The organism is Mycobacterium sp. URHB0021, from assembly GCF_054057895.1.
Genome location: NZ_JBSRZT010000002.1, coordinates 1,051,557 through 1,071,011 on the forward strand (window position 1 = coordinate 1,051,557; position 19,455 = coordinate 1,071,011).

21 protein-coding genes and 2 pseudogenes are annotated in these 19,455 nt (G+C 65.7%); 13 read left to right on the plus strand and 10 right to left on the minus strand.

What is annotated here, in order from left to right; genetic code table 11:
- The first annotated feature begins 13 nt into the window (after positions 1-13).
- Together ACVWWN_RS07295 and ACVWWN_RS07300 are read left to right on the plus strand one after the other, a co-directional pair.
- The gene (locus tag ACVWWN_RS07295) at positions 14-1,195 is read left to right on the plus strand and encodes an ROK family protein (RefSeq protein WP_457143295.1); all 1,182 of its coding nucleotides are present in this window, start codon (positions 14-16) and stop codon (positions 1,193-1,195) included.
- 106 nt (positions 1,196-1,301) lie between these two features.
- Complete coding sequence (locus tag ACVWWN_RS07300) at positions 1,302-1,520, plus strand: hypothetical protein (protein ID WP_457143296.1); 219 nt, start codon at positions 1,302-1,304, stop codon at positions 1,518-1,520.
- A gap of 35 nt (positions 1,521-1,555) precedes the next feature.
- On the opposite strand, the gene ACVWWN_RS07305 is transcribed toward ACVWWN_RS07300, so the two are convergent.
- The 3 genes from ACVWWN_RS07305 to ACVWWN_RS07315 form a co-directional block, all read right to left on the minus strand.
- On the minus strand, positions 1,556-3,256 hold the full coding sequence (locus ACVWWN_RS07305) for a metallophosphoesterase (RefSeq protein WP_457143297.1): 1,701 nt from the start codon (positions 3,254-3,256) through the stop codon (positions 1,556-1,558).
- Positions 3,257-3,565: 309 nt separating this feature from the next.
- Positions 3,566-4,591 carry an endonuclease/exonuclease/phosphatase family protein gene (locus ACVWWN_RS07310; protein ID WP_457143298.1) on the minus strand — a complete coding sequence of 342 codons (1,026 nt, stop codon included), beginning with the start codon at positions 4,589-4,591 and terminating at the stop codon, positions 3,566-3,568.
- A gap of 77 nt (positions 4,592-4,668) precedes the next feature.
- Positions 4,669-5,301: an arsenate reductase/protein-tyrosine-phosphatase family protein gene (locus tag ACVWWN_RS07315; protein WP_457143299.1), complete on the minus strand. Its 633-nt coding sequence runs from the start codon at positions 5,299-5,301 to the stop codon at positions 4,669-4,671.
- A 474-nt stretch (positions 5,302-5,775) separates the two neighbouring features.
- Between ACVWWN_RS07315 and ACVWWN_RS07320 the strand changes: the two are divergent.
- Positions 5,776-6,336 (plus strand): annotated as a pseudogene (locus tag ACVWWN_RS07320) (AMP-binding enzyme); the annotation flags it as partial.
- A gap of 4 nt (positions 6,337-6,340) precedes the next feature.
- Here ACVWWN_RS07320 and ACVWWN_RS07325 read toward each other — a convergent pair.
- Complete coding sequence (locus tag ACVWWN_RS07325) at positions 6,341-6,871, minus strand: hypothetical protein (RefSeq protein ID WP_457143300.1); 531 nt, start codon at positions 6,869-6,871, stop codon at positions 6,341-6,343.
- Positions 6,872-6,923: 52 nt separating this feature from the next.
- The gene (locus tag ACVWWN_RS07330) at positions 6,924-7,112 is read right to left on the minus strand and encodes a hypothetical protein (protein ID WP_457143301.1); all 189 of its coding nucleotides are present in this window, start codon (positions 7,110-7,112) and stop codon (positions 6,924-6,926) included.
- Positions 7,113-7,186: 74 nt separating this feature from the next.
- Here ACVWWN_RS07330 and ACVWWN_RS07335 point away from each other — a divergent pair, with 74 nt between their 5' ends.
- From ACVWWN_RS07335 to ACVWWN_RS07355, 5 genes are all read left to right on the plus strand, one after another.
- Complete coding sequence (locus ACVWWN_RS07335; protein ID WP_457143302.1) at positions 7,187-8,608, plus strand: DUF2252 domain-containing protein; 1,422 nt, start codon at positions 7,187-7,189, stop codon at positions 8,606-8,608.
- A gap of 262 nt (positions 8,609-8,870) precedes the next feature.
- Entirely contained in the window at positions 8,871-9,194 is a 324-nt protein-coding gene (locus ACVWWN_RS07340) for a hypothetical protein (RefSeq protein ID WP_457143303.1), read from the plus strand.
- 156 nt (positions 9,195-9,350) lie between these two features.
- A complete protein-coding gene (locus ACVWWN_RS07345; protein WP_457143304.1) occupies positions 9,351-10,574 on the plus strand; it encodes a PP2C family protein-serine/threonine phosphatase in 1,224 nt (407 codons plus the stop codon).
- An 83-nt stretch (positions 10,575-10,657) separates the two neighbouring features.
- Positions 10,658-12,187: a sensor histidine kinase gene (locus ACVWWN_RS07350; RefSeq protein ID WP_457149034.1), complete on the plus strand. Its 1,530-nt coding sequence runs from the start codon at positions 10,658-10,660 to the stop codon at positions 12,185-12,187.
- Positions 12,184-12,624 (plus strand): response regulator, encoded by a 441-nt coding sequence (locus ACVWWN_RS07355; RefSeq protein WP_457143305.1) that lies wholly within the window; start codon positions 12,184-12,186, stop codon positions 12,622-12,624. The genes ACVWWN_RS07350 and ACVWWN_RS07355 overlap by 4 nt, the downstream gene beginning before the upstream one ends.
- Here the strand turns inward: ACVWWN_RS07355 and ACVWWN_RS07360 are convergent.
- Positions 12,597-13,247 carry an ATP-binding protein gene (locus tag ACVWWN_RS07360; protein WP_457143306.1) on the minus strand — a complete coding sequence of 217 codons (651 nt, stop codon included), beginning with the start codon at positions 13,245-13,247 and terminating at the stop codon, positions 12,597-12,599. The genes ACVWWN_RS07355 and ACVWWN_RS07360 overlap by 28 nt on opposite strands.
- On the opposite strand from ACVWWN_RS07360, the pseudogene ACVWWN_RS07365 reads away from it, so the two are divergent.
- Positions 13,146-13,611: pseudogene (locus ACVWWN_RS07365) on the plus strand (hypothetical protein). The gene ACVWWN_RS07360 and the pseudogene ACVWWN_RS07365 overlap by 102 nt on opposite strands.
- On the opposite strand, the gene ACVWWN_RS07370 reads toward ACVWWN_RS07365, so the two are convergent.
- Positions 13,602-13,973, minus strand: coding sequence for a hypothetical protein (locus ACVWWN_RS07370; protein WP_457143307.1), 372 nt, complete (start codon positions 13,971-13,973; stop codon positions 13,602-13,604). The pseudogene ACVWWN_RS07365 and the gene ACVWWN_RS07370 sit on opposite strands and share 10 nt — an antisense overlap.
- A 55-nt stretch (positions 13,974-14,028) precedes the next feature.
- Between ACVWWN_RS07370 and ACVWWN_RS07375 the strand changes: the two genes are divergently transcribed.
- A complete protein-coding gene (locus ACVWWN_RS07375) occupies positions 14,029-14,397 on the plus strand; it encodes a DUF732 domain-containing protein (RefSeq protein ID WP_457143308.1) in 369 nt (122 codons plus the stop codon).
- Between the two features lie 73 nt (positions 14,398-14,470).
- On the opposite strand, the gene ACVWWN_RS07380 is transcribed toward ACVWWN_RS07375, so the two are convergent.
- Positions 14,471-14,968 (minus strand): lipoprotein LpqH, encoded by a 498-nt coding sequence (locus ACVWWN_RS07380; protein WP_457143309.1) that lies wholly within the window; start codon positions 14,966-14,968, stop codon positions 14,471-14,473.
- 202 nt (positions 14,969-15,170) lie between these two features.
- Between ACVWWN_RS07380 and ACVWWN_RS07385 the strand changes: the two genes are divergently transcribed.
- Positions 15,171-16,073: a haloalkane dehalogenase gene (locus ACVWWN_RS07385; RefSeq protein WP_457143310.1), complete on the plus strand. Its 903-nt coding sequence runs from the start codon at positions 15,171-15,173 to the stop codon at positions 16,071-16,073.
- A 7-nt stretch (positions 16,074-16,080) separates the two neighbouring features.
- Here the strand turns inward: ACVWWN_RS07385 and ACVWWN_RS07390 are convergent, their stop codons facing one another.
- Positions 16,081-16,524, minus strand: coding sequence for a lipoprotein LpqH (locus ACVWWN_RS07390; RefSeq protein ID WP_457143311.1), 444 nt, complete (start codon positions 16,522-16,524; stop codon positions 16,081-16,083).
- Positions 16,525-16,541: 17 nt separating this feature from the next.
- Between ACVWWN_RS07390 and tgt the strand changes: the two genes are divergently transcribed.
- Entirely contained in the window at positions 16,542-17,786 is a 1,245-nt protein-coding gene (tgt, locus tag ACVWWN_RS07395) for a tRNA guanosine(34) transglycosylase Tgt (protein WP_457143312.1), read from the plus strand.
- A gap of 5 nt (positions 17,787-17,791) precedes the next feature.
- Complete coding sequence (locus tag ACVWWN_RS07400; protein ID WP_457143313.1) at positions 17,792-19,015, plus strand: cytochrome P450; 1,224 nt, start codon at positions 17,792-17,794, stop codon at positions 19,013-19,015.
- On the opposite strand, the gene ACVWWN_RS07405 is transcribed toward ACVWWN_RS07400, so the two are convergent.
- Positions 19,012-19,440 (minus strand): flavin monoamine oxidase family protein, encoded by a 429-nt coding sequence (locus ACVWWN_RS07405; RefSeq protein WP_457143314.1) that lies wholly within the window; start codon positions 19,438-19,440, stop codon positions 19,012-19,014. The genes ACVWWN_RS07400 and ACVWWN_RS07405 overlap by 4 nt on opposite strands.
- Positions 19,441-19,455: the final 15 nt, after the last annotated feature.

Sequence of the window (19,455 nt, forward strand, 5' to 3'; positions counted from 1 at the left end):
TTGAATGTCGGATATGCGCTTGTCACGGTCGCCGAAGGCAGGTGCGACCGTCGGCGAGGTGTTTGCCCTGATTCGTGATGAAGCCGTGACCACCCGCGCCGAGATCGGACTCATCACCGGGCTGTCCCGAACCGCCGTCGCCTCTCGGGTGTCCACCCTGTTGGCAGCGGGGCTGGTGCTCGACCGTGCCGAGGCGGCGTCCACCGGAGGTCGTCCCCCGGCGCGGCTGGTCTTCAATGCGGACGCGGGCGTGGTGTTGGCCGCGGCAATCGGCAGAAGCCGCACTCAGCTCGGTGTCTGCAACCTGGCCGGCGGGGTACTGACAATGGCCGATATCGACCAGGAGGTCGGCATCGGACCGGATGAACTGATGCCCGACATTGCCAAACGCCTCGAAATCCTGCTCGAAGACAGCGGCCATCGGCCCGACGAGGTACGCGGCGTAGGTCTGAGCATCCCCGGGACCGCCGACACGGCCCGCGGCTGCAGTCTCGATTCGCCCACGATGAAGGGTTGGGACGGCATCCCGCTGCCGCCGTACCTACGACAGCTGACCAGCGCGGCGATACGTCTCGACAACGACGCGAACGTCATCGTGCTCTCCGAGCGGCGCGGACAGCGGGACCGCTTCGACGACATGCTTCTCATCAAGGCCTCAACCGGACTGGGTGCCGGCATCGTCGCCGGTGGCGTGTTGCAACGCGGCGCACTCGGCGGGGCGGGCGAATTCGGGCACACCAAGATTGCGGCCGCGGAGGGAATCGTCTGCCGTTGCGGTGATACCGGTTGCCTCGAGGCGGTGGCGGCGGGCTGGGCACTGGTCCGCGAGATACAGCAACAGGGCCGCGCCGTCGGGCACGTCCGCGCTCTCGTCGACCTCGCGGTCGACGGCGACCCCGACGCGCGTCGATTGATCAGGGAAAGCGGGCGGCGGATGGGCGAGGTGCTAGCCGGTGCCGTCAACCTGCTCAACCCCGCAGCGCTGGTCCTCGCCGGAGACATGGCCAAGGCCTACGACATCCTCGTCGCCGGCCTGCGCGAAACCGTGTTCGGTAACGCAGGCACGCTGGCCACCCGCGAATTACAGATACTGCCTTCTACTCACGGCGATCGTGCCGGCGTGATCGGCTGCGCGGCGATGATCCTCGATCACGTGCTCAGCGCCGGCGCCATCGACGTCGCGCTGATGACATGAGGCCGCCTGCGGAGTTTCGCCTTCGGTAGGTTTCGCTGAGTTAACGTCTCGCAAACGGTAGGTCGCACTCGACCATGGCGGTCTCCGGCCACCTATCGTGGAGAAGGTGCTTGCTGAACCGCCCCCGCGGGAGGACGACGTGCGTGCCACCTTCCAGGGGTTCTTGAATCTGGCGCTGACCTCCGGCCGCGCCACACCGACGTGTTCGAATCTTGGGCCGAATACCTTGGCGGCCATTGATTTTGTCGCATACGAACATCCCGACGCGGCGGCGGACTGTATAGCCGCGGCCTACGACGCGTTCGAACGCGAACACGGCTGTTGATTCGGATCGCACTTACTCGTTGCGCGTTTGAGGCCTTAGGAAACCTGCCGACGGTAGGTCAGTTTGTCGAATTCTCCGCCGTATTCGTCGACCGCCACCACGTCCATCTCGCTGACGAAGGTGCCGGGGCGCACGTCGACCCGAATGAACGCGTAGTTGCGATACCGCACCCGTGACCACCCGACGGCCTCGGGCTGTTTGTCGCCTTGAGCCGTCCAGACGTAGCTGTTGGGCACGGAGGTGTCGTCGAGTTCGTGTCCGCGGTAGCTTTCCAGCTCACCGGGCTGGAAACCGTATCGCGGCCGGCCGGCGCTGCCGACCGTGTAGTAGACGGTGCCGTCGGTTTCCGGATAGACGATCGCGTTGTCGGCGGCGACCGTCGTCGGCTTGTCGCCCCGGATGGGATCCGTGCGTTCGAAGACGTGGTTGTGGCCCTGAAGCACCACGTCGACCCGATACCGGTCGAAGAGGTCACCCCAGGCCGCCCGCACCCCGCCGTCGCTGGCGTGGGAGTCGGTCGTGGAGTAGGCGCAGTGATGGAAGAAGCAGACGATGAAGTCGATATCGGGGTTGGCCCGGTGTGCGGCCAATGTGCGTTCGACCCAGGAGTTCTGGGCGCCGCCCGAGTAGCCCGTGTTGGCCTTGATCTCGTAGCTGACGTCGTTGGCGTCCAACGAGAGCACCGCGACGTTGCCGTAGGTGAAGGAGTACACCGACGGGCACCCGGCCGGACCGTTGCCGGGAAAATCCAGGCGCGCCAGATGGCCACCGTAGCCGTGCGCCGGATACGCGGCTTCCATGTCGTGGTTGCCGGTGGCGAACATCCAGGGCACCGTCGACGCGCTGGCTTCGATGGACCCGAAGTACACATCCCAGACGAACGGGTTGAACTTGTCGAAGCCGCTCGCGGGGTTGGCCGCTGAGGGCACGAAGGTGGCCTTCTTGCCGTCACCGGACGGGTCGGCGTACGCGATGTCCCCGGCGAGGATGTGAAAGTCGGGGCGCGACAAGACGATCTGGTTCAGCACGTTGTCTGTGTGCCGAGCGTCCGGATCGTTGTCGGGCTTGTAGTAGCTGTCGTCATAGATGCCACGAGCCAGACCGGGTGGGAGCACCGGAGTGTCGTCGGTGCCCTGGTCGCCCATCATCGTGAACCGGAACGGCCCCACCGCCTGTCGCGAGCTGGGCATCGCGGTGGCCGCCGAACGGATATCGCTGACGAATCCATCGTCGGTGCGCCACTGGTAGAAATGGGGCAGCCGGGCGGGCAACCCGTCCACCGGTGCGTGAACATAGAACTGTTCGGCGGCCAACACGCCGCCGTTGCTGTCCGGGATCTGGGTCATCAGGTTGCGGACCTCGGCCTCGACCGTCGCCCCCAGCGCAGGTGTCGGGCCGTGATCGAGGAAAACTTTGGTGCTGGCGGGGTTTCGCGACAGCTGGGCGGCCAAGCGCAATTGGCTGGATGCGTCCGTGCCGTATCCCACCCGTCGGTTCGCCACCGCAAGGGGTGAATCCTGGGCATAGGCGCGGCGGCCGAACGGTGAGAGTCCCACCGCGGCGATCGCCGCCACCGCGGCCGATCCGCGCAAGAAGCTCCGCCTGGATACCCGGTGCCGACGCAGATACCCCTGATGCCAGTCGTACTGCTCGGCCATCGTCATGCTCGCGGCAAGAGCCGGCGGAATGCCGGTGTCGGGAATCTCTCCTGGAGCAGTCAGTCGATTCAGAGGCACCCCAGGATCGTTGCTTAGACCCCTGGGAACGTCTCGCCGGGGAATCGAACCACAGGGAAAGTCTGGGTGAACATTTCCGGAATGACGTGGTCGACGAACGGGCGCGACAACTCAACCATGTTGCCCGCCAACACCCATCGCCTTATGGAGCCGTATGTCAGTCGAGCGCATCGGCATCTTCGGCGGGACCGTCGCATGACGAGCAGTTTGCGGAGTCGATATCGATTCGCCCACACCTCGGGCAGATGAACGGAATCATGGCCGGTCTCTACCCGCCGGTTATCGCGGCAAAACCCGGCCGTAGCAGCCTCACTTTCCGTTCAGGCTACCGATGCCCAGTGAGGTGTCCTTCGGCTGATGGACCGGCGCTTCGACTGTGGCTAATAGGGCGCGGTGATCGGACCCGGGCACGTAGACCGTGCGAATGGATGTAGCACTGGCATGACGAGTCAGCAAGTGATCGATCGTGATGAGCGGCGGATGCCACGGGCGAGAAGGAAAGGTCGGTGCGAAGCCGGCGCCAGTCTGTTCGACGGCGTCGCGGTAACCATTGGTCAGCAGATCGCGGAACTGACGCATGTCGGGGGTGCTGTTGAAATCGCCGGCGACAATCACCGCCGCCGGGCCCGCGGCGTCGGTGAAGTCGGTCATTGCCTCATTGGTATCGGCGATACCGGTTCGCCAGTCGGCGAACGAGTCTTTGTCATGTGCGACCGGCGATCCGATGTGCACGCTGGCCACCAGGGGGTCCATGCGCACGCCGGGGATCCGCAGCCGTGCGGCGAGGATGGCGGTATCTCGTGGCCTCGACGGTGGGACGAAGGCAAGCGGAAACCGGCTCCACATACCGATTCCCGCTGCGTCGGGTGCGGGCAAAAGCAATGAATAGGGAAATACGCTTTCGATCCCGGCTTGCGAGAAACGCTCGACTTCCTCCGGAGTCAGCTCCGACACGGTGACGACATCCGCACTCGCTCTCGCCAGCCCGACGAACGACGGCGCGTCCGCCCGTCCCTTGCGGAGGTTCGAGGAAAGCACGCGGATATGCGCGTCTTGCTTGGACTCCACCGGATGCCCGAAGTAGTACCACGGGATCTGTACCACCAGCGTGGCCACCAGGACCACCACGGCGGCGCTCGACAGAAGGAACCGGCGGGCTAGTGCCGAGAACACCAAACCTGCCACGGCGACCAACGTGACGTACGGCGACCCGACAGCGATCACCAGAACGATCACGTTTGACAACGGCAGAGCGCGGATGAGCAACGTGACGACGCAGAACACCAGTGCTGCAACCGCCAGCGCGGTCAGACCCACACGCCACTTGAGGGACAAGAGAAGGCATGTCCTCCCTGTGCACCTGCAGTTTGACGGCAGGCTACCAGTCAACCGGTGACGACCAAGGCCTGCGATTAGCCCCGACGACAGAGCTGGAGGATCCGCGGCATAAGGTCGGCGATCTGTGAAGCAACCATCATGAAGACGTCCTGGCTCTGCCCGATCGGGTCAGGAATGTCCGGCCGGTCGTGTGCCGCCAACTGCGGACGAAGCGCTGCGAGCTCAGTGACGTCTCGGGCATTGCACTCGGATACGAGGTGAGCGGTCTCGCTCAGCGTGAAGGTTCGGTTGAGCTGACGCGGGGCGAGTTCCAAGACCGCGTCGCGATGTGCCTTCGTCATGGCGAGAACAAGATCGGCATCTGATGCGATCTTCGGCGTCAGCTGTCGCGCTGCGAAGTCGGACGCCTGGCCGCCCAGGCTTTCGAGGAGGAGCGCCGCGTCGTGGTGCATCGGACTTCCTACCATCGCGCGGGTTCCAGCGCTAGATCTTGTGAAGTCCGGAATGTGAAGCCGTGCGGCGTACGCCGCGGCGAGTCGCTCCGCAGTGGGTGAGCGACAAATGTTGCCGGTGCAGACGAAAATACGTGCAGAGCGGACACCTCGTTCCCGACAAACCGCCAGCGTCAGACCATACGTGAACGGCGTTGAGTATTCATCAGTTACGGCGATGGCCGATACAAAGTACACCAGTTTGACCTCCCGCATCGTGGGGACGATCCAGCACTGAGTCCCTTGGTGTCGATGGGAGCGAGTCGTGAAAAGACCTTCGACCACGGTGTTTTCATGATCATCCGCTCGGGACGTCGCATCGACGGTCTGACCGCAATTTCGTTGTAACACAAAGATGTTCAGAGACCCGGAAGCGCCGCCGCGTGGCGGGGGTATGCCTGAACCCAGGCCATGAAACCGAACGTTCGGCGGAACGATTGGCAAAAACTTGACCCAGCGGCCGGACGGTCGCTACAGCAGCCTGTCGATGTCGTGTCGATGCCCAGCACCTGATCCGCGGTCCTGACGGCGATTCTTGACTGGTCTCGATTTCGGCAACGGACGGCCCAGTGCAAACACAGAGCGAATTGGCAGTCGAAACGCTGGCATTGTCCAGCAATCGGCCTGGTTTTCAAGGTGAAGGGGTGTGAAGCGCGTCAGAATCCACGGCAACCTACGCATGGCGAGCAGGTGAGTGGCTATCTGGTGCTGGACCAGCCGTGGCCGTCCATGCTGCGGGGCATCTGGGGCGACCCGGAACGGTTCAGGGAAACCTACTGGTCGCGTTTCGCCGAACAGGGTTGGTATTTCGCAGGAGACGGCGCCCGCTACGACGCCGACGGCGCCATCTGGGTACTCGGGCGCATCGACGACGTCTTGAACGTGTCGGGACACCGGATCTCTACCGCGGAGGTCGAGTCGGCACTGGTCGGGCATTCCGGCGTGGCCGAAGCGGCCGTCGTCGGTGCTACCGACGAAACCACCGGCCAGGCCATCTGTGCGTTCGTCATCCTCACGGCGAACCACGCCGACGAGGACGATATTGTCGCGCAACTGCGTAAGCAGGTGGCCGATGAGATCTCCCCGATCGCCCGGCCAAGGGAGATCCACGTCGTGCCGGAACTCCCGAAGACACGCAGCGGCAAGATCATGCGGCGCCTGCTCCGTGACGTCGCGGAGGGACGCGAGCTCGGTGACACCTCAACCCTTTTGGATCCCGGTGTCTTCGAGGCCATCCGCGCCAGCCGGTAGCGAGTCAGTCGTTCCAGAACGATGTGAGGTCTGCGATGTCGGCCTCTGCCCGGGCCGCGCCGAGGGCCAGGGCGTTCTCGAGCTGCGCGGGAGCCATGAAGTCGATGCCATCATCAGGGTCGGCGCAGACCAGCTTGACCGTCGAGCCGGTGGATTCGAGATGCGAGACCTCCTGGTGGATCTCGTCGGGATTGGTGCGCATCGTCAGGCCGAAGGAACCGGACTTCGGTGGCCTGCTCACCATCGAGAAGATGAGGACACGTTCGGCGCCGGCGAGGGTACCTGACTGGGTGCTCGACGGGCTGATCGCACCGTCCATGCAGAAGTGATCACCCAGCCATACCCGGTCGGTGACTCGGGCAGTGTGGAACTGGCCGCACATGCGGTGGCAATGTCGATGCCACTGTCGGACGACACGACGACCAGTGAAGCAGTCCACGGCGATGGTGTGGTGTTTGGGGCTCGGCCAGGTGGCGCCGCCCAGCAACCGGTTCAGCGAGGCGATGTATTGCGCAGGGACGTTGAGGGCCACCATCGCCGCACGGCCGATCTCTTGATGCCGGCGGCGTCGGTCGAGGTGGCCGTGCTCAGGACCCGGTCGCGCGCCGCTGCGGATCGGCTCCCGTGTCGGTGACGACCATTTCGGCCATCGCGGCCGGATTCGGGGCGAGCCCGGACAGTGTGGTGAACGTCTCGGTCACAGTTCTGGCGCTGACGTAGCTGCCCACGATGCTGCCTGCCGAGGTGCCGATTGTGAGGTCGACGTCCTGACCCATCGGAAGAGGCTGGCCGCAGGGCAAAGACGCTCATGTGGTTTGCGGCACGGTCAATGGACGTAGCATCGCCAGACATGGACGGCACCGCGCCGAAGGGCGGCCACACGGTACTCGCCGAGGCCGACGGCACGGCGTACCGGTCGTTGCGCCAGCGGCCGGTGACGCGGGCCGAGCGATATGCCCTCGGCAAGAGCCTGCGTAAACGGGTGCCGCGCAGGGCGCTGGCCGACTGGACGGCGCCACCCGATCGGCCCGACCCGGTGAACCTCATCAACATCAGCCACCGGGGCCGGGTGGACCGGCTGATCCCGATCCGGGTCGGGCGCATGATCGACTCGCCGTACGGATTCCTCCGCGGCACCGCCGTGGTGATGGCCGAGGACGTCGCGCGCCTGCCTGCCACGGGAATCACTCCGGTGGTCTGCGGTGACTCGCACTTCGGGAATTTCGGGTTCTACGCCTCCCCGGAGCGGGACCTGGTGATCGACCTCAACGACTTCGACGAGGCGCACCCGGGCGGCTGGGAGTGGGACCTGCGGCGGTTGGCCGCCAGCATCTGGCTGGCCGGTCGCCACAACGGGACCTCGGAAGAGCACTGCAGCGACGCGGTGCGATCATGCGTCGCGTCCTACCGCCACGAATTACGCAGACTCGCCGACCTTCCGCTCTTCACCCGGTCCTTCGTTCGGCTCGACGTCGACAGGCTGGCAGCCGAGACGGCCGGCCCCCTCAACGAGGAGGTCGTGCGTTCGGCGAAGCGAGCCCGGCACCGGACCGGCGACCGGGCGCTGCCGCGCTTCACCCACGAGGTCGCGGGGCAGCGCAAGATCGTCGAGGAGCCGCCGCTGATCACGCGACTGCCCGCGCAGGAAGCGGAATGGCTGGCCGAGGCGCTCGACGACTATCTGGAAACGCTGCCTTCCTACTGGCGGCGCGTGCTCGGCGGCTACACCTTGATCGACGTCGCCCACAAGGTCGTGGGCGTGGGCAGTGTCGGCCTGCGCGCGTATGTGGCGCTGTTGGAGGGCTCCTCGGAAGACGACGTCGTGTTCCTCCAGCTCAAACAGGCCCGTCGGTCGGTGCTGGCGCGCTACGTCCACGGGGAGTCGGCGTGGCACGCACACCAGGGACAGCGCGTCGTGGAATACCAGCAGTCGCTGCAGACGGTGAGCGATCCGTTGTTGGGCTGGACCACGATGGACGGACTGCAGTACTACGTGCGACAGTTCCGAAACATGAAGGGGCGCATCCCCTTGGACGCGATCGACGCCGCGGCGCTCAGTGACTATGCCGGAGTCGTCGGGCAGCTCCTCGCCAAGGGGCATGCCCGCACCAGTGGCGCCTCGATGATCGCCGGCTACATGGGTAGCTCGGACCGCGTCGACCAGGCACTGGGCACGTTCGCACGCCGCTACGCCGATCAGACCGAAGCCGACCACGCCGCGCTCGTCGCCGCCGTCGACCGCGGGCTGCTCCCCGTCGAGCGCGGGGTGTGAGAAGGGCTCGCGCAGGCGGCCAGGGACAGCGAATACGAAGAGCTCCGCAACCTGACCGACTCTTTTGGTAATTGCGGATCCGTCAACAATTGTTGACAGTTCGAATTGACTGATAGGCACCCGTCATCTTTCCGGTGGCGGGTCGATTGCTATTCGGAACAAATTGTCTCGTCGTATCCGGCGACTTCGGGCCGTGCTGAATGAAATTGCAGTTAAACTCCTGTTCACCTTGAGTTCAGCACGAGTTCAAAGGAGAACATCGATGCTTGGAAAGGCTCTTCTGGCCTTGACCTTCGCCATCGGGGGGTCGATGGGCACCGGCGTGGCGTACGCCGACTACATCCAGAACATGGGCACCTACGCAGGCGACGTGATCAGGCAACTGCAGGACTGGGGCTACAACGTCATGCTCAACGGCCTCGACAGGGATATCGCCTACATGAGTGAAACCCATAAGCGTGAGTGTCAGGTTCTCGGCATGCATCCGGTGGTGTTCGAACCACTCGAACCGGGGACATTCCAGACGGTGACCGTCGATTTGTCCTGTCCGGGAAACCCCAGCAGTTCGACGCCGAGCGGTACCTGAGCCGGTCGAGTGCCGTCGACGGAGGGGTCGCGCTAGGGTGGCGGTAGGTACATAGCCTGGGCGGGCGGTCATTGGTGCCCGCCGCTATTGTCGGACCGTCACTAAAGCAGAGGTCATGGCGACCACGGTGACTAACGTGAAGAAGCGTGGTTGCTTATGCGTGGGTCGCCCGACCTCGATTTCGAACTGGCGAGTGGTGACGCGGTCGTGCTGACGGCCGATCAGCAGTCGTACTCCGTACTCCTCGTCGAGGACGACCGCGGGGATGCGCTGCTCGTCGAGGAGTTGATCGCGGATGCGGGTGCCGACATCCAGGTGGTGTGGGCGAAGTCAATCGAGGAAGCGGAGCGGGTTCTCGGCGCCGACCGGCCCGACTGCCTGCTGCTCGATCTGAACCTGCCGGACGCCAACGGGATCACGGCGCTGGACCAGGTCGCCAAACGCGACGCCACCTTGCCGATCGTGGTGCTGACCGGTCTGCACGACGAACACTTCGGGGTGTCCGCGGTCGCCGCGGGGGCCCAGGACTACCTGGTCAAGGGCCGGGTGGAACCCGAGACGTTGAGTCGCGCAATCCTGTACGCGATCGAGCGCAAGCGCGCCGAGCTGACCGCGGTCGACCTACGCGCGAGCCAGCTGCGCGCGAGGGAGAATGCCCGCCTCGAGCGGGGGCTGCTGCCGTCCCCGCTGCTGCTGGATGACCCGGGTGTGAGCATAGTGGCCCAGTACCGCCCCAGCCGGCGGCACGCGCTGCTCGGAGGCGATTTCTACGACTTCGTCCAGACGCCGGACCGCACGGTCCACATCATGGTCGGCGACGTCTCGGGACATGGCCCCGACGAGGCTGCGCTAGGGGTTGCGCTCCGAATTGGTTGGCGAGCACTGACATTCGCGGGCCTACGCGGCAATGAGAGGATGCGGCAGCTCGAGCGGATCCTGAGCGCCGAACGGCCGGGCAAGGGCATCTTCGCGACGGTGCTGAGTCTCGCCCTGTCACCTGTCGATCTGACTTTCAACGCGGTACGGGCGGGACACCCGGGCATGCTGCTGCACGGTCCTGGCACCGTCGAATGGCTCGAGCCGCCGGCCGGTCCGGCGCTCGGGTTCAACGGCACCGAGTGGCCGCTGAACGAATTGGAACTGCCGGCCGGACATGGGCTCGTCCTGTTGACCGACGGTCTGTTCGAGGGACATTCCGGGCGTGGCCAGGAACGCCTGGGCGAAGAAGGACTGCTCCAGCTCGCGCGGTCACACGCCGCCCTGCCGGGCGATCAGTTCGTCAACACGCTGATCAATGATGTCGAACAACGCGCCCAATCGGTTGGCGGGATCAGCGATGACATCGCGGTCGTGCGGGTGGAGCGGACAACGGATAGGTGACAGGTCCGGTGGGGCCCGCCCGCAGACGGCTACGGAGTTCACGCTTCACGGTGCAGGGCTGGCAGAATCTAGTGCTGTCCGTCATGGTCGTGGTGGTGCTGGCTGGGACCGTCGCCGGTGCGCTGCTCCTTATTCACGCCGATGACATATTGCGCGATCTGACCCAGAAGGTCGGCCCGGCGCGCATCTCGGCATATCAGTTGCAGGCGGCCCTGCGGGACCAGGAGACGGCGATGCGCGGTTACGCGATCGCCGCAGACCGCCAGTTCCTTCAGCCGTACTACGAGGGGCAGGCCGCGGAAAGGGATGCGGCGCAGACGATCAGAGAAGATCTCGCCGGTCGCCGAGTGCTCATCGAAGACCTCACCGCGATCGAGCAGGCCGCCGACGCCTGGCGGAGGTCGTATGCCGAGCCCTTGATCGCCAGCGTGACGCCGGGTGCGCCCGCGGTGCTCGACAGCGCGATATCCGACCGCGCCAAAGCCCAGTTCGACACTCTCCGTGCGCTTTTCGACCAACAGAACGACAATCTGACGACGGCGCGTGATGCCGGCTATGCCGAACTCGACGACGTACGCGAGTGGCGTGACGTGGTGCTCGGCGCGACGATCGCCGTCTTCGTCACCGCGGCGCTCCTGCTGGCGTTCCTGGTCAGAAGCGTGGTCACCCGTCCGCTCGACGCCCTCGCCGCATCCTGCCGAAGCATCACCGAGGGCAACTTCGACGTGACGATCGTGCCGCAGGGCCCCAAGGACATCCGCGCGATCGCGGCCGATGTGGAGGACATGCGACAGCGTATCGTCTGGGAACTGGAGACCACGCGTTCGGCCCGGGCGCAACTGGCCGACCAGGCATTGGAACTGCAACGCTCGAACGCTGAACTCGAGCAGTTCGCCTATGTCGCATCGCATGATCTGCAGGAGCCGCTGCGCAAGGTGGCGTCCTTCTGCCAGCTGCTCGAGAAGCGTTACGGCGACAAGCTCGACGAGCGCGGCACCGAATACATCGGGTTCGCCGTCGACGGCGCCAAACGCATGCAGGTGCTGATCAACGACCTGCTCACGTTCTCGCGGGTCGGGCGGCTCAACACGACACTCACCGACGTCGATCTCGATGCCACGCTGGACGAGGCGATGGAGAATCTCGCCACGGCGATCGAGGTATCGAAGGCCGAGATCGTTCGTCCGGCGGAGCCGCTGCCGCACATCGCCGGTGACCCGACTCTGCTGACGATGCTCTGGCAGAACCTCATTGGCAATGCGATAAAGTTCGCGCGAGACGGCATCACACCACGCGTGGTCATCGAATTCGAGCGGCAGCCGGATGAGCCCGATCGCTCGTGGTCGTTCAGCGTGGCGGACAACGGCATCGGGATAGCCGACGAATTCGTGGACAAGGTGTTCATCATCTTTCAGCGTCTCCACGGCCGCGACGCCTACACCGGAACCGGTATCGGTCTCGCCCTGTGCAAAAAGATCGTCGAGCATCACGGCGGCAGCATCTGGATCGACACCTCCTACACCGGCGGAACCCGCTTTCGCTTCACCATCCCGTTTGCACACTTCGCCGACGACGAGCAGGTCGCGGCCATTTCGGAAGGAAATCCTCGATGACATCTGCCGGTCGCGCCATCGACGTCCTGCTCATCGAGGACGACCCGGGGGACGAACTGATCACCCGAGAAGCGTTCGAACACAACAAGATCAAGAACAACCTCCACGTCGCCCACGACGGCGAGGAGGGTCTGGACTTCCTCTACCGGCGCGGCGTTCACGCGGAGGCGCCACGGCCCGATCTGATTCTGCTCGACCTGAACCTGCCGAAGTACGACGGTCGGCAGCTGCTGGAGAACATCAAGTCCGATCCCGACCTGAGCCACATCCCGGTCGTCGTGCTCACCACTTCCTCGGCCGAAGAGGACATCCTGCGTAGCTACAAGCTGCACGCCAATGCGTACGTGACCAAGCCGGTCGATCTGGACCAGTTCATGGAAGCCGTGCGGCAGATCGACGAGTTCTTCGTTCAGGTGGTCCGACTGCCGCCGTCCTGACACGGGGCTGTGCAGCCGGGCACCTCGAAAACCATGCGGACGGTGGTACCTCTCGTCGATTCGGCAAGATCGACGTGCGCAGCGACCGCGCGCATGATCGATAGTCCTCGGCCGCGGTTCCGCGCCGGCGTGGGTGTACGCCATACGCCGGAGTCCGTCACCTCGACCGTGATCGCCTTGTCCTGCGACCTAGCGTCGATGTGGATCAATCCCGAATCGATACCTGCGTAGGCGTGCTCGATGCAGTTCGTGCACGCCTCATCCACGGCGAGAACGATGTCGTTGACGATCGTGCCGGAGGCGCCGACGGTTCCCAACCACTGGCTGAGTCGGGTCCGGACTTCGGCGAGCCGGTTCGCGTTCGCGGGGACCTCGATCACAAGCTGATCCGGCGTTCGCGGATGCCTGTCGATCGCCACGCGGAGGGTGTACCCGTCTGGAGCCGGTAAGTCACGCAGGTGGGTCCCATGTTGGTCACGGTTGCCCCGGTGCCGGTTGTTCGAAACATCCGACGGGGCGAGATGATCACCGCCGTGCTGGATCATGGGCCCGATCTGGACCTGGTCGGTGCGCTCGTCTACTCCGAAACCATCCTGGCGCTGGACGCCGATTGCGTCCTCCATACGCCGTGCACCGCGCGCCTGATGATGTGTGCGCGCTGCCGGAAAGCGGCAAACACGTTGTCACGCCCGCATTTCTGTTTCACCCGCTGCGCCTCGATGCCCGGGGCGTATACGAGAGCACCGCAATCACGTTCGACAACATGGCCTTTGGCCAACCGGTCGTGGCCATCGGGCCGACCACGAACGAGTTCCATCGGATCTTCGATCACGTCCTGCGCGCGGGTGCCACCGCGGGACCAGCGTGGCCACCGGGATGCAGGTGCTCAATGCGGCGCTCGCCGTCTGCGGCGCACCGTCGGGTTTCGCGACGTCGGCTTCGCTGCCGCTCGTGCGCAGCTTTGCCGGGTTCCGGCGTCAGCCGTAGAACATCACCGTGTAGTCGGCGCTCCACGCGCCGCCCTTGCAACTCAGCGGGGTGCCATCGGGAGACTGTGCGACACCGGTGTCATCACCGCACGGCAGCCGCAGCGTGCGGATACCGACCAGCGGCGGGAACGGCACCCACTGGCTGGTGGAATTGCAGGCATAGGTGTTGCCCGCCCGGTCGAGGCCGTAGTTGTACCGGGTCGACTGATTGCAGTGCCCGCCCGCAACCGCGGTGCGGTCCACATAGGGGACACATGCGGCGCCGTCGCAGTAGGCCGGCTCCGCCGAGGCCTGCCCGCCAAGCGCCATCGGGGCCGCGACGAGTCCGCACGCCAATGCGGCCACAGCCAAGAGCTTCATGGGGTTAGCGTAAGCGGCTCACTCGGGCCGGTGACGCGGATTACGCTCACTAGCCATGACGTGGTCCGGAAAGTCGCTGCTTGGCGCCGTCCTGACGGCCGCCGGAGCGGTTTCGGCGGTTTCTGCCATCTCGTTGGCGCCCGCCGCACACGCGGACGTCGTGGCCTATCTCGTCAATGTCCACATCCGGCCGGGCTACAACTTTCCCAATGCCGACGCCGCCATCGGCTACGGGCAGAGCATCTGCGACCGGGTGGCCGCCAATATGAGCTACGCCCAACTCGTCGACCAGGTGAAGGCCGACTTCAACACCGCCGACTACTACCAGGGCGCCTACCTGATCAATCAGGCCGTCAACGAACTGTGCCCGGCGCAGATCTGGCAGCTGCGGCAGTCGGCGGCCGGCTACACGCTGCCCGCCTGACGGATCCCACGCACGACGACGGCGGCGCCCCGCCGGGACGCCGCCGTCACTGTCGAAACGTTGAGTGTTACTGCTAGGGGCAGGTGACCGCGATCTCGAACGGCTTGTTGACCGGCTGCATGGGGTTGGCCATGTCGATGCCGGTGGCGGTGCCCGAGATCTTGTAGGCGCTGCCGTCCTTCTCGGCCTTCGCCTCGCCCTGGCCGGTGCCCTGCTGATAGCCGAGCGTCACACCGTTGACGTTGCCGAGGCCAACCGACTGCACCGCGGGTGAGTCGCCTTCGCTGATGACCGCGGCGATGCCGGTGGCGGCGTCGCCGATCGCGATGTTCATGTTTCCGCCCATCGGGCTGCAGACAACGGTGCCCGCGACGTTCTGATCCTGGCCGTCGATGGTGACCTTGGTGTCGCTGCCGGTTGGTGCCGCGGTGGGGCTGACCGAGGCGGTTCCCGATGCGGTGGATGCCTCGGAGCTTGCCGAACTCTCCGACTTCTTGTCTCCCGAACAGCCCGACAGACCGGCGATGACAATCGCCGCGCCGCCGAGGGCGACCACGAACCCACGATTCACCAGTGTTCTCCTTTGGTTGTCGTGATCCGTCAAGATCAGCGGATCATCCCCAGCAGTATGGTGTGCGCCGGATGCACCGACATGCGAATAGGCGAAATAATTTGCCTGCGTGTAGCCGAAAGTTGGCTGTCGGCCCCAGTGCCGGGGCGCAAACGCGGCTCCGTAGGCGATTGTCGGCGTGGCCGCCGGTAGGTTCGCGGTCATGCGGACATTGCGTACACCCGACGACTGCTTTGCCGACGTGCCCGAATTCCCTTATTTGCCGCGCTATTGCCAGGTCGACGACGACGAGGGCGGACGGCTGCGGGTCGCGTGGGTCGAAGCCGGCCCGTCCGACGCCGATCCGGTGCTGATGATGCACGGTGAGCCGTCGTGGTCGTTTCTGTATCGGCGGATGATTCCCGTCCTGGCCGCTGCCGGGCATCGGGTCATCTGCCCGGACCTGGTCGGCTTCGGCCGCTCCGACAAGCCCACCCGCATCGAGGACCACACCTACGCCCGCCATGTCGAGTGGATGCGCGCGCTGGCGTTCGACGCGCTGGACCTGCAACGGGTCACGCTGGTCGGGCAGGACTGGGGCGGTCTGATCGGCCTGCGACTGGCCGCCGAGAACTCCGACCGGTTCGCCCGCATCGTCGTGGCCAACACCGGCCTGCCCACCGGCGATCACCCCATGCCCGAGATCTGGTGGCGGTTCCGGGAGGCGGTCCAGGCTCAGCCGGACCTGCAGGTGGGCTGGTTCGTCGCGGCCGGCTGCCGGCGACCGGTCACCGACGCTGTGCGCGCGGCCTACGACGCACCGTTTCCGGACGAGACATACAAGATCGGTCCACGGGCGATGCCGGGGCTGATCCCGACGTCACCCGATGACCCGGCCTGGGAAGCGAACCGCGCCGCGTGGAAAGCGTTGTGTGAGAGCATGACCCCGATGCTGGTGGCGTTCAGCGACAGCGATCCCATCACCGGCGCGATGGCACCGATCTTCGCGGGCCAGATGCGCGGCGCGCAGGGCGTCGACCACCCGACGGTGAAAAACGCCGGGCACTTCCTTCAAGAGGATGCCGGCGAGGAGCTGGCCGAGGCGATCGCTCGTTTCTGCCGCTGACGACACCTCAGCAGGAGACCCTGATCGCGAAGCTGCCGGAGGTGCGCAAGCTCGGGTTGTCGGAGGCGAAGCCCTCGGCCGTTCCGGTGATGTCGTAGGTTCGGCCTGTCATCGTGACCTCCGCCGTGCCGCCGAGTCCCGCGTTGTAGCTGCCGGTGAAGCCGCCCACATTGTTGACGCCGACGGCCTCGGCGGTGAGCGCGTCCTGGTTGGAGACCAGCGCCGAAACGCCCGACGATTGATCGCCGGTGGTGATGGTGGTCAGGGAACCCGCGGGCGTGCACTGCACCGCCTCGGTGGTGCCGGTGTTCTGGCCGTTGACGGTCACCTGGGCGGTGCCCGCGACGAGTTCACCAGGCCCGGGTCGGAACTCGGGCGGCTCCGAGGAACAGCCCGCAACGGCCAGCATTGCCGTGGCGGCGGCCACTGACGGTTTCCAGCGTTTGCTCACAGTGCAGAATCTACGGCGTGAGCAGCCAGTTCTTCAGCGTTGACGCAGAACTCCCCGGACGGCTCGGCCGGGCCGGGGTGATCCGCACCCCGCACGGCGACATCCACACCCCGGCGTTCATCGCGGTCGGTACCCAGGCCACAGTGAAGACTGTCCTGCCGGAGACCATGAAAGAGCTTGGCGCACAGGCTGTTCTGGCCAACGCGTATCACCTGTACCTCCAGCCGGGTCCCGACGTCGTCGAGGAGGCGGGTGGACTGGGCGCGTTCATGAACTGGCCGGGGCCGACATTCACCGACAGCGGCGGATTTCAGGTGCTGTCGCTGGGCGCCGGCTTCAAGAAGGTGCTGGCGATGGACACCGAACGGGTCCAGGCCGACGACGTCATCGCCGAGGGCAAGGAGCGGCTGGCACACGTCGACGATGACGGCGTCACCTTCCGGTCGCACCTGGACGGTTCCACCCACCGGTTCACCCCCGAGGTGTCCATCGGGATCCAGCACAAGCTCGGCGCCGACATCACCTTCGCGTTCGACGAGCTCACGACGCTGGTGAACACCCGCGGCTACCAGGAGCAGTCGGTGCAGCGCACGCATGACTGGGCGGTTCGCTGCCTGGCCGAACACCACCGGCTGACTCGTCTTGGCCGGGAGGCCGACCCCTCGAAGGCGCCGCAGGCGCTGTTCGGTGTGGTGCAAGGCGCGCAGTACGAAGACCTGCGACGGCAGGCCACCCGCGGGCTGTTGTCCATCGTCGATCAGGACGGCCGCGGGTTCGACGGCTACGGGATCGGCGGCGCCCTGGAGAAGCAGAACCTGGCCACCATCGTCGGGTGGGTCGCCAGCGAGCTGCCGGCGGACAAGCCGCGTCACCTGCTGGGCATCAGCGAGCCCGACGACCTTTTCGCCGCCGTCGCGGCCGGTGCCGACACCTTCGACTGTGTGTCGCCATCGCGGGTCGCGCGCAACGCCGCGGTGTACGGGGCGACCGGCCGGTTCAACATCACCAACGCCCGCTACCGGCGGGACTTCACCCCGATCGACGCCGACTGCGACTGCTACACCTGTGCGCACTACACCCGCGCCTACCTGCACCACCTGTTCAAGGCGAAGGAATTCCTGTCGGCGACGCTGGCCACGATCCACAACGAACGGTTCGTGATCAGGCTCGTCGATGAGATCCGGGCCGCGATCCGGGCCGGTGAGTTCGACGAGCTACGGGCGCACGTGCTCGGGCGGTACTACCCGGCGCCTGCACAATAGGAACAATGACGGCGACCACGGATCCCCAGGCGCTTCTGCTCCAGCTACTCGACCCGTCGAACCGCGCCGACCCGTACGCGACGTACGAGCGGATCCGTCCGCAGTGCCCGCTGCAGCTGCCCGACAGCAACCTGACGGTGTTCACGTCGTATCCGGACTGCGACGAGGTGCTGCGCCATCCGTCTTCATCGAGCGACGGCCTGAAGTCGACCATCGTGGCGCGGCAGCTCGCCGAGGGCGTCCTGCTGCGGCCGCCCGGCCCGCCGGGATTCCTGTTCCTCGATCCACCGGATCACACCCGGCTGCGCAGGCTGGTCAGCAAGGCGTTCGCGCCGAAGGTCGTGAAGGCGCTCGAGCCCGACATCAGCGCCATGGTCACCGAACTGCTCGACGCTGTCGAGGAACGCCGATCCTTCGAGGTGATCGCCGACCTGGCCTACCCCCTTCCCGTCGCCGTGATCTGCCGGCTGCTCGGCGTCCCGCTCGAGGACGAACCGCAGTTCAGCACGGCCTCGGCACTGCTGGCGCAGGCGCTCGACCCGTTCAGCACCCTCACCGGCGAGGCGCCCGACGGTGCCGAGAAACGTCAGGAGGCCGGGCGATGGCTGCGTGGGTACCTGCAGGCCCTGATCGCCCGGCGGCGCAGTGCGCCCGGCGACGACCTGATCTCCGGGCTGATCGACGCCGAGGAGGACGGCGATCAGCTCACCGAGGATGAGATCGTCGCGACGTGCAATCTGCTGCTCGTCGCGGGGCACGAGACCACCGTCAACCTGATCGCCAACGCGACGCTGGCGATGCTGCGCGCACCGTCGCAGTGGACCGCGCTCGGCGCGGACCCCGGCCGGGTGTCGAAGGTGGTCGAGGAGACAATGCGGTACGACCCCCCGGTGCAACTGGTCATGCGAATTGCCGGTGACGACATGACGATCGGCGGTGTCACGGTTCCGAAGGGCGACACCATGATGTTGTTGACCGCCGCCGCGCACCGCGACCCCGAATCGTGTGATCGTCCGAATGAGTTCGACCCGGACCGGGAAACCATCCGGCACTTGGGATTCGGCAAGGGCCCGCACTTCTGCCTCGGCGCGCCGCTGGCCCGGTTGGAGGCCGCGATCGCGCTGTCCGCGGTGACCGTGCGCTTCCCGCAGGCACGGTTGATCGGCGGCCCCGAGTACAAGCCCAATCTGACGCTGCGCGGAATGGCCCGGCTGGACGTAGCGGTCTAACGCTCGGGATGAGCGGCCTTGCTGCCGTATTGGCGCACCAATTCCGCCGTCAAGGCCGCTCGGCGCTCGGCCTCGGGCAGCCGCCCGAAGGTCCGGGCCTGGTCGCCCTCCAGGAACAGCAGGATCACGCCGTGGTCGTCGCCGGGAAGGCAGGTGTCGTTGGACATCCGGGCCGGGCCGATGTCCGAGATCAATTGTCCGTTGAATCCGTCGGTGCGCCAGAACGGTTCATCGTAGGCGAAGAAGGTTTTCATGGCCGAGCCGTTGCGCAGCCGCTGGGTGAGTTGATCGCGAACCCCTGACCGCGGCGGCTCGTACATGATCCGCCCGGCCAGCGTCGGCGATATCGCGACGATGACCCGGCGGCCGCCGCCCAATGTCCCCCGCGAGTGTGCGTGTCTGCAGACGAAACGCCGGAAAATCATGCAAGTCCACGCACG

Excerpts from the sequence above, each read along its gene's own strand:
- ACVWWN_RS07375 (WP_457143308.1), top strand. The coding sequence starts at position 14,029 with ATGACGTGGTCCGGAAAGTCGCTGCTTGGCGCCGTCCTGACGGCCGCC.
- ACVWWN_RS07355 (WP_457143305.1), top strand. The coding sequence starts at position 12,184 with ATGACATCTGCCGGTCGCGCCATCGACGTCCTGCTCATCGAGGACGAC.
- ACVWWN_RS07370 (WP_457143307.1), bottom strand. The coding sequence starts at position 13,973 with ATGAAGCTCTTGGCTGTGGCCGCATTGGCGTGCGGACTCGTCGCGGCC.
- ACVWWN_RS07360 (WP_457143306.1), bottom strand. The coding sequence starts at position 13,247 with ATGGAGGACGCAATCGGCGTCCAGCGCCAGGATGGTTTCGGAGTAGAC.
- ACVWWN_RS07325 (WP_457143300.1), bottom strand. The coding sequence starts at position 6,871 with ATGGTGGCCCTCAACGTCCCTGCGCAATACATCGCCTCGCTGAACCGG.
- ACVWWN_RS07340 (WP_457143303.1), top strand. The coding sequence starts at position 8,871 with ATGCTTGGAAAGGCTCTTCTGGCCTTGACCTTCGCCATCGGGGGGTCG.
- ACVWWN_RS07400 (WP_457143313.1), top strand. The coding sequence starts at position 17,792 with ATGACGGCGACCACGGATCCCCAGGCGCTTCTGCTCCAGCTACTCGAC.
- ACVWWN_RS07330 (WP_457143301.1), bottom strand. The coding sequence starts at position 7,112 with ATGGGTCAGGACGTCGACCTCACAATCGGCACCTCGGCAGGCAGCATC.
- ACVWWN_RS07335 (WP_457143302.1), top strand. The coding sequence starts at position 7,187 with ATGGACGGCACCGCGCCGAAGGGCGGCCACACGGTACTCGCCGAGGCC.
- ACVWWN_RS07315 (WP_457143299.1), bottom strand. The coding sequence starts at position 5,301 with ATGCGGGAGGTCAAACTGGTGTACTTTGTATCGGCCATCGCCGTAACT.
- ACVWWN_RS07350 (WP_457149034.1), top strand. The coding sequence starts at position 10,658 with ATGGTCGTGGTGGTGCTGGCTGGGACCGTCGCCGGTGCGCTGCTCCTT.
- ACVWWN_RS07345 (WP_457143304.1), top strand. The coding sequence starts at position 9,351 with ATGCGTGGGTCGCCCGACCTCGATTTCGAACTGGCGAGTGGTGACGCG.
- ACVWWN_RS07385 (WP_457143310.1), top strand. The coding sequence starts at position 15,171 with ATGCGGACATTGCGTACACCCGACGACTGCTTTGCCGACGTGCCCGAA.
- ACVWWN_RS07295 (WP_457143295.1), top strand. The coding sequence starts at position 14 with ATGCGCTTGTCACGGTCGCCGAAGGCAGGTGCGACCGTCGGCGAGGTG.
- ACVWWN_RS07405 (WP_457143314.1), bottom strand. The coding sequence starts at position 19,440 with ATGATTTTCCGGCGTTTCGTCTGCAGACACGCACACTCGCGGGGGACA.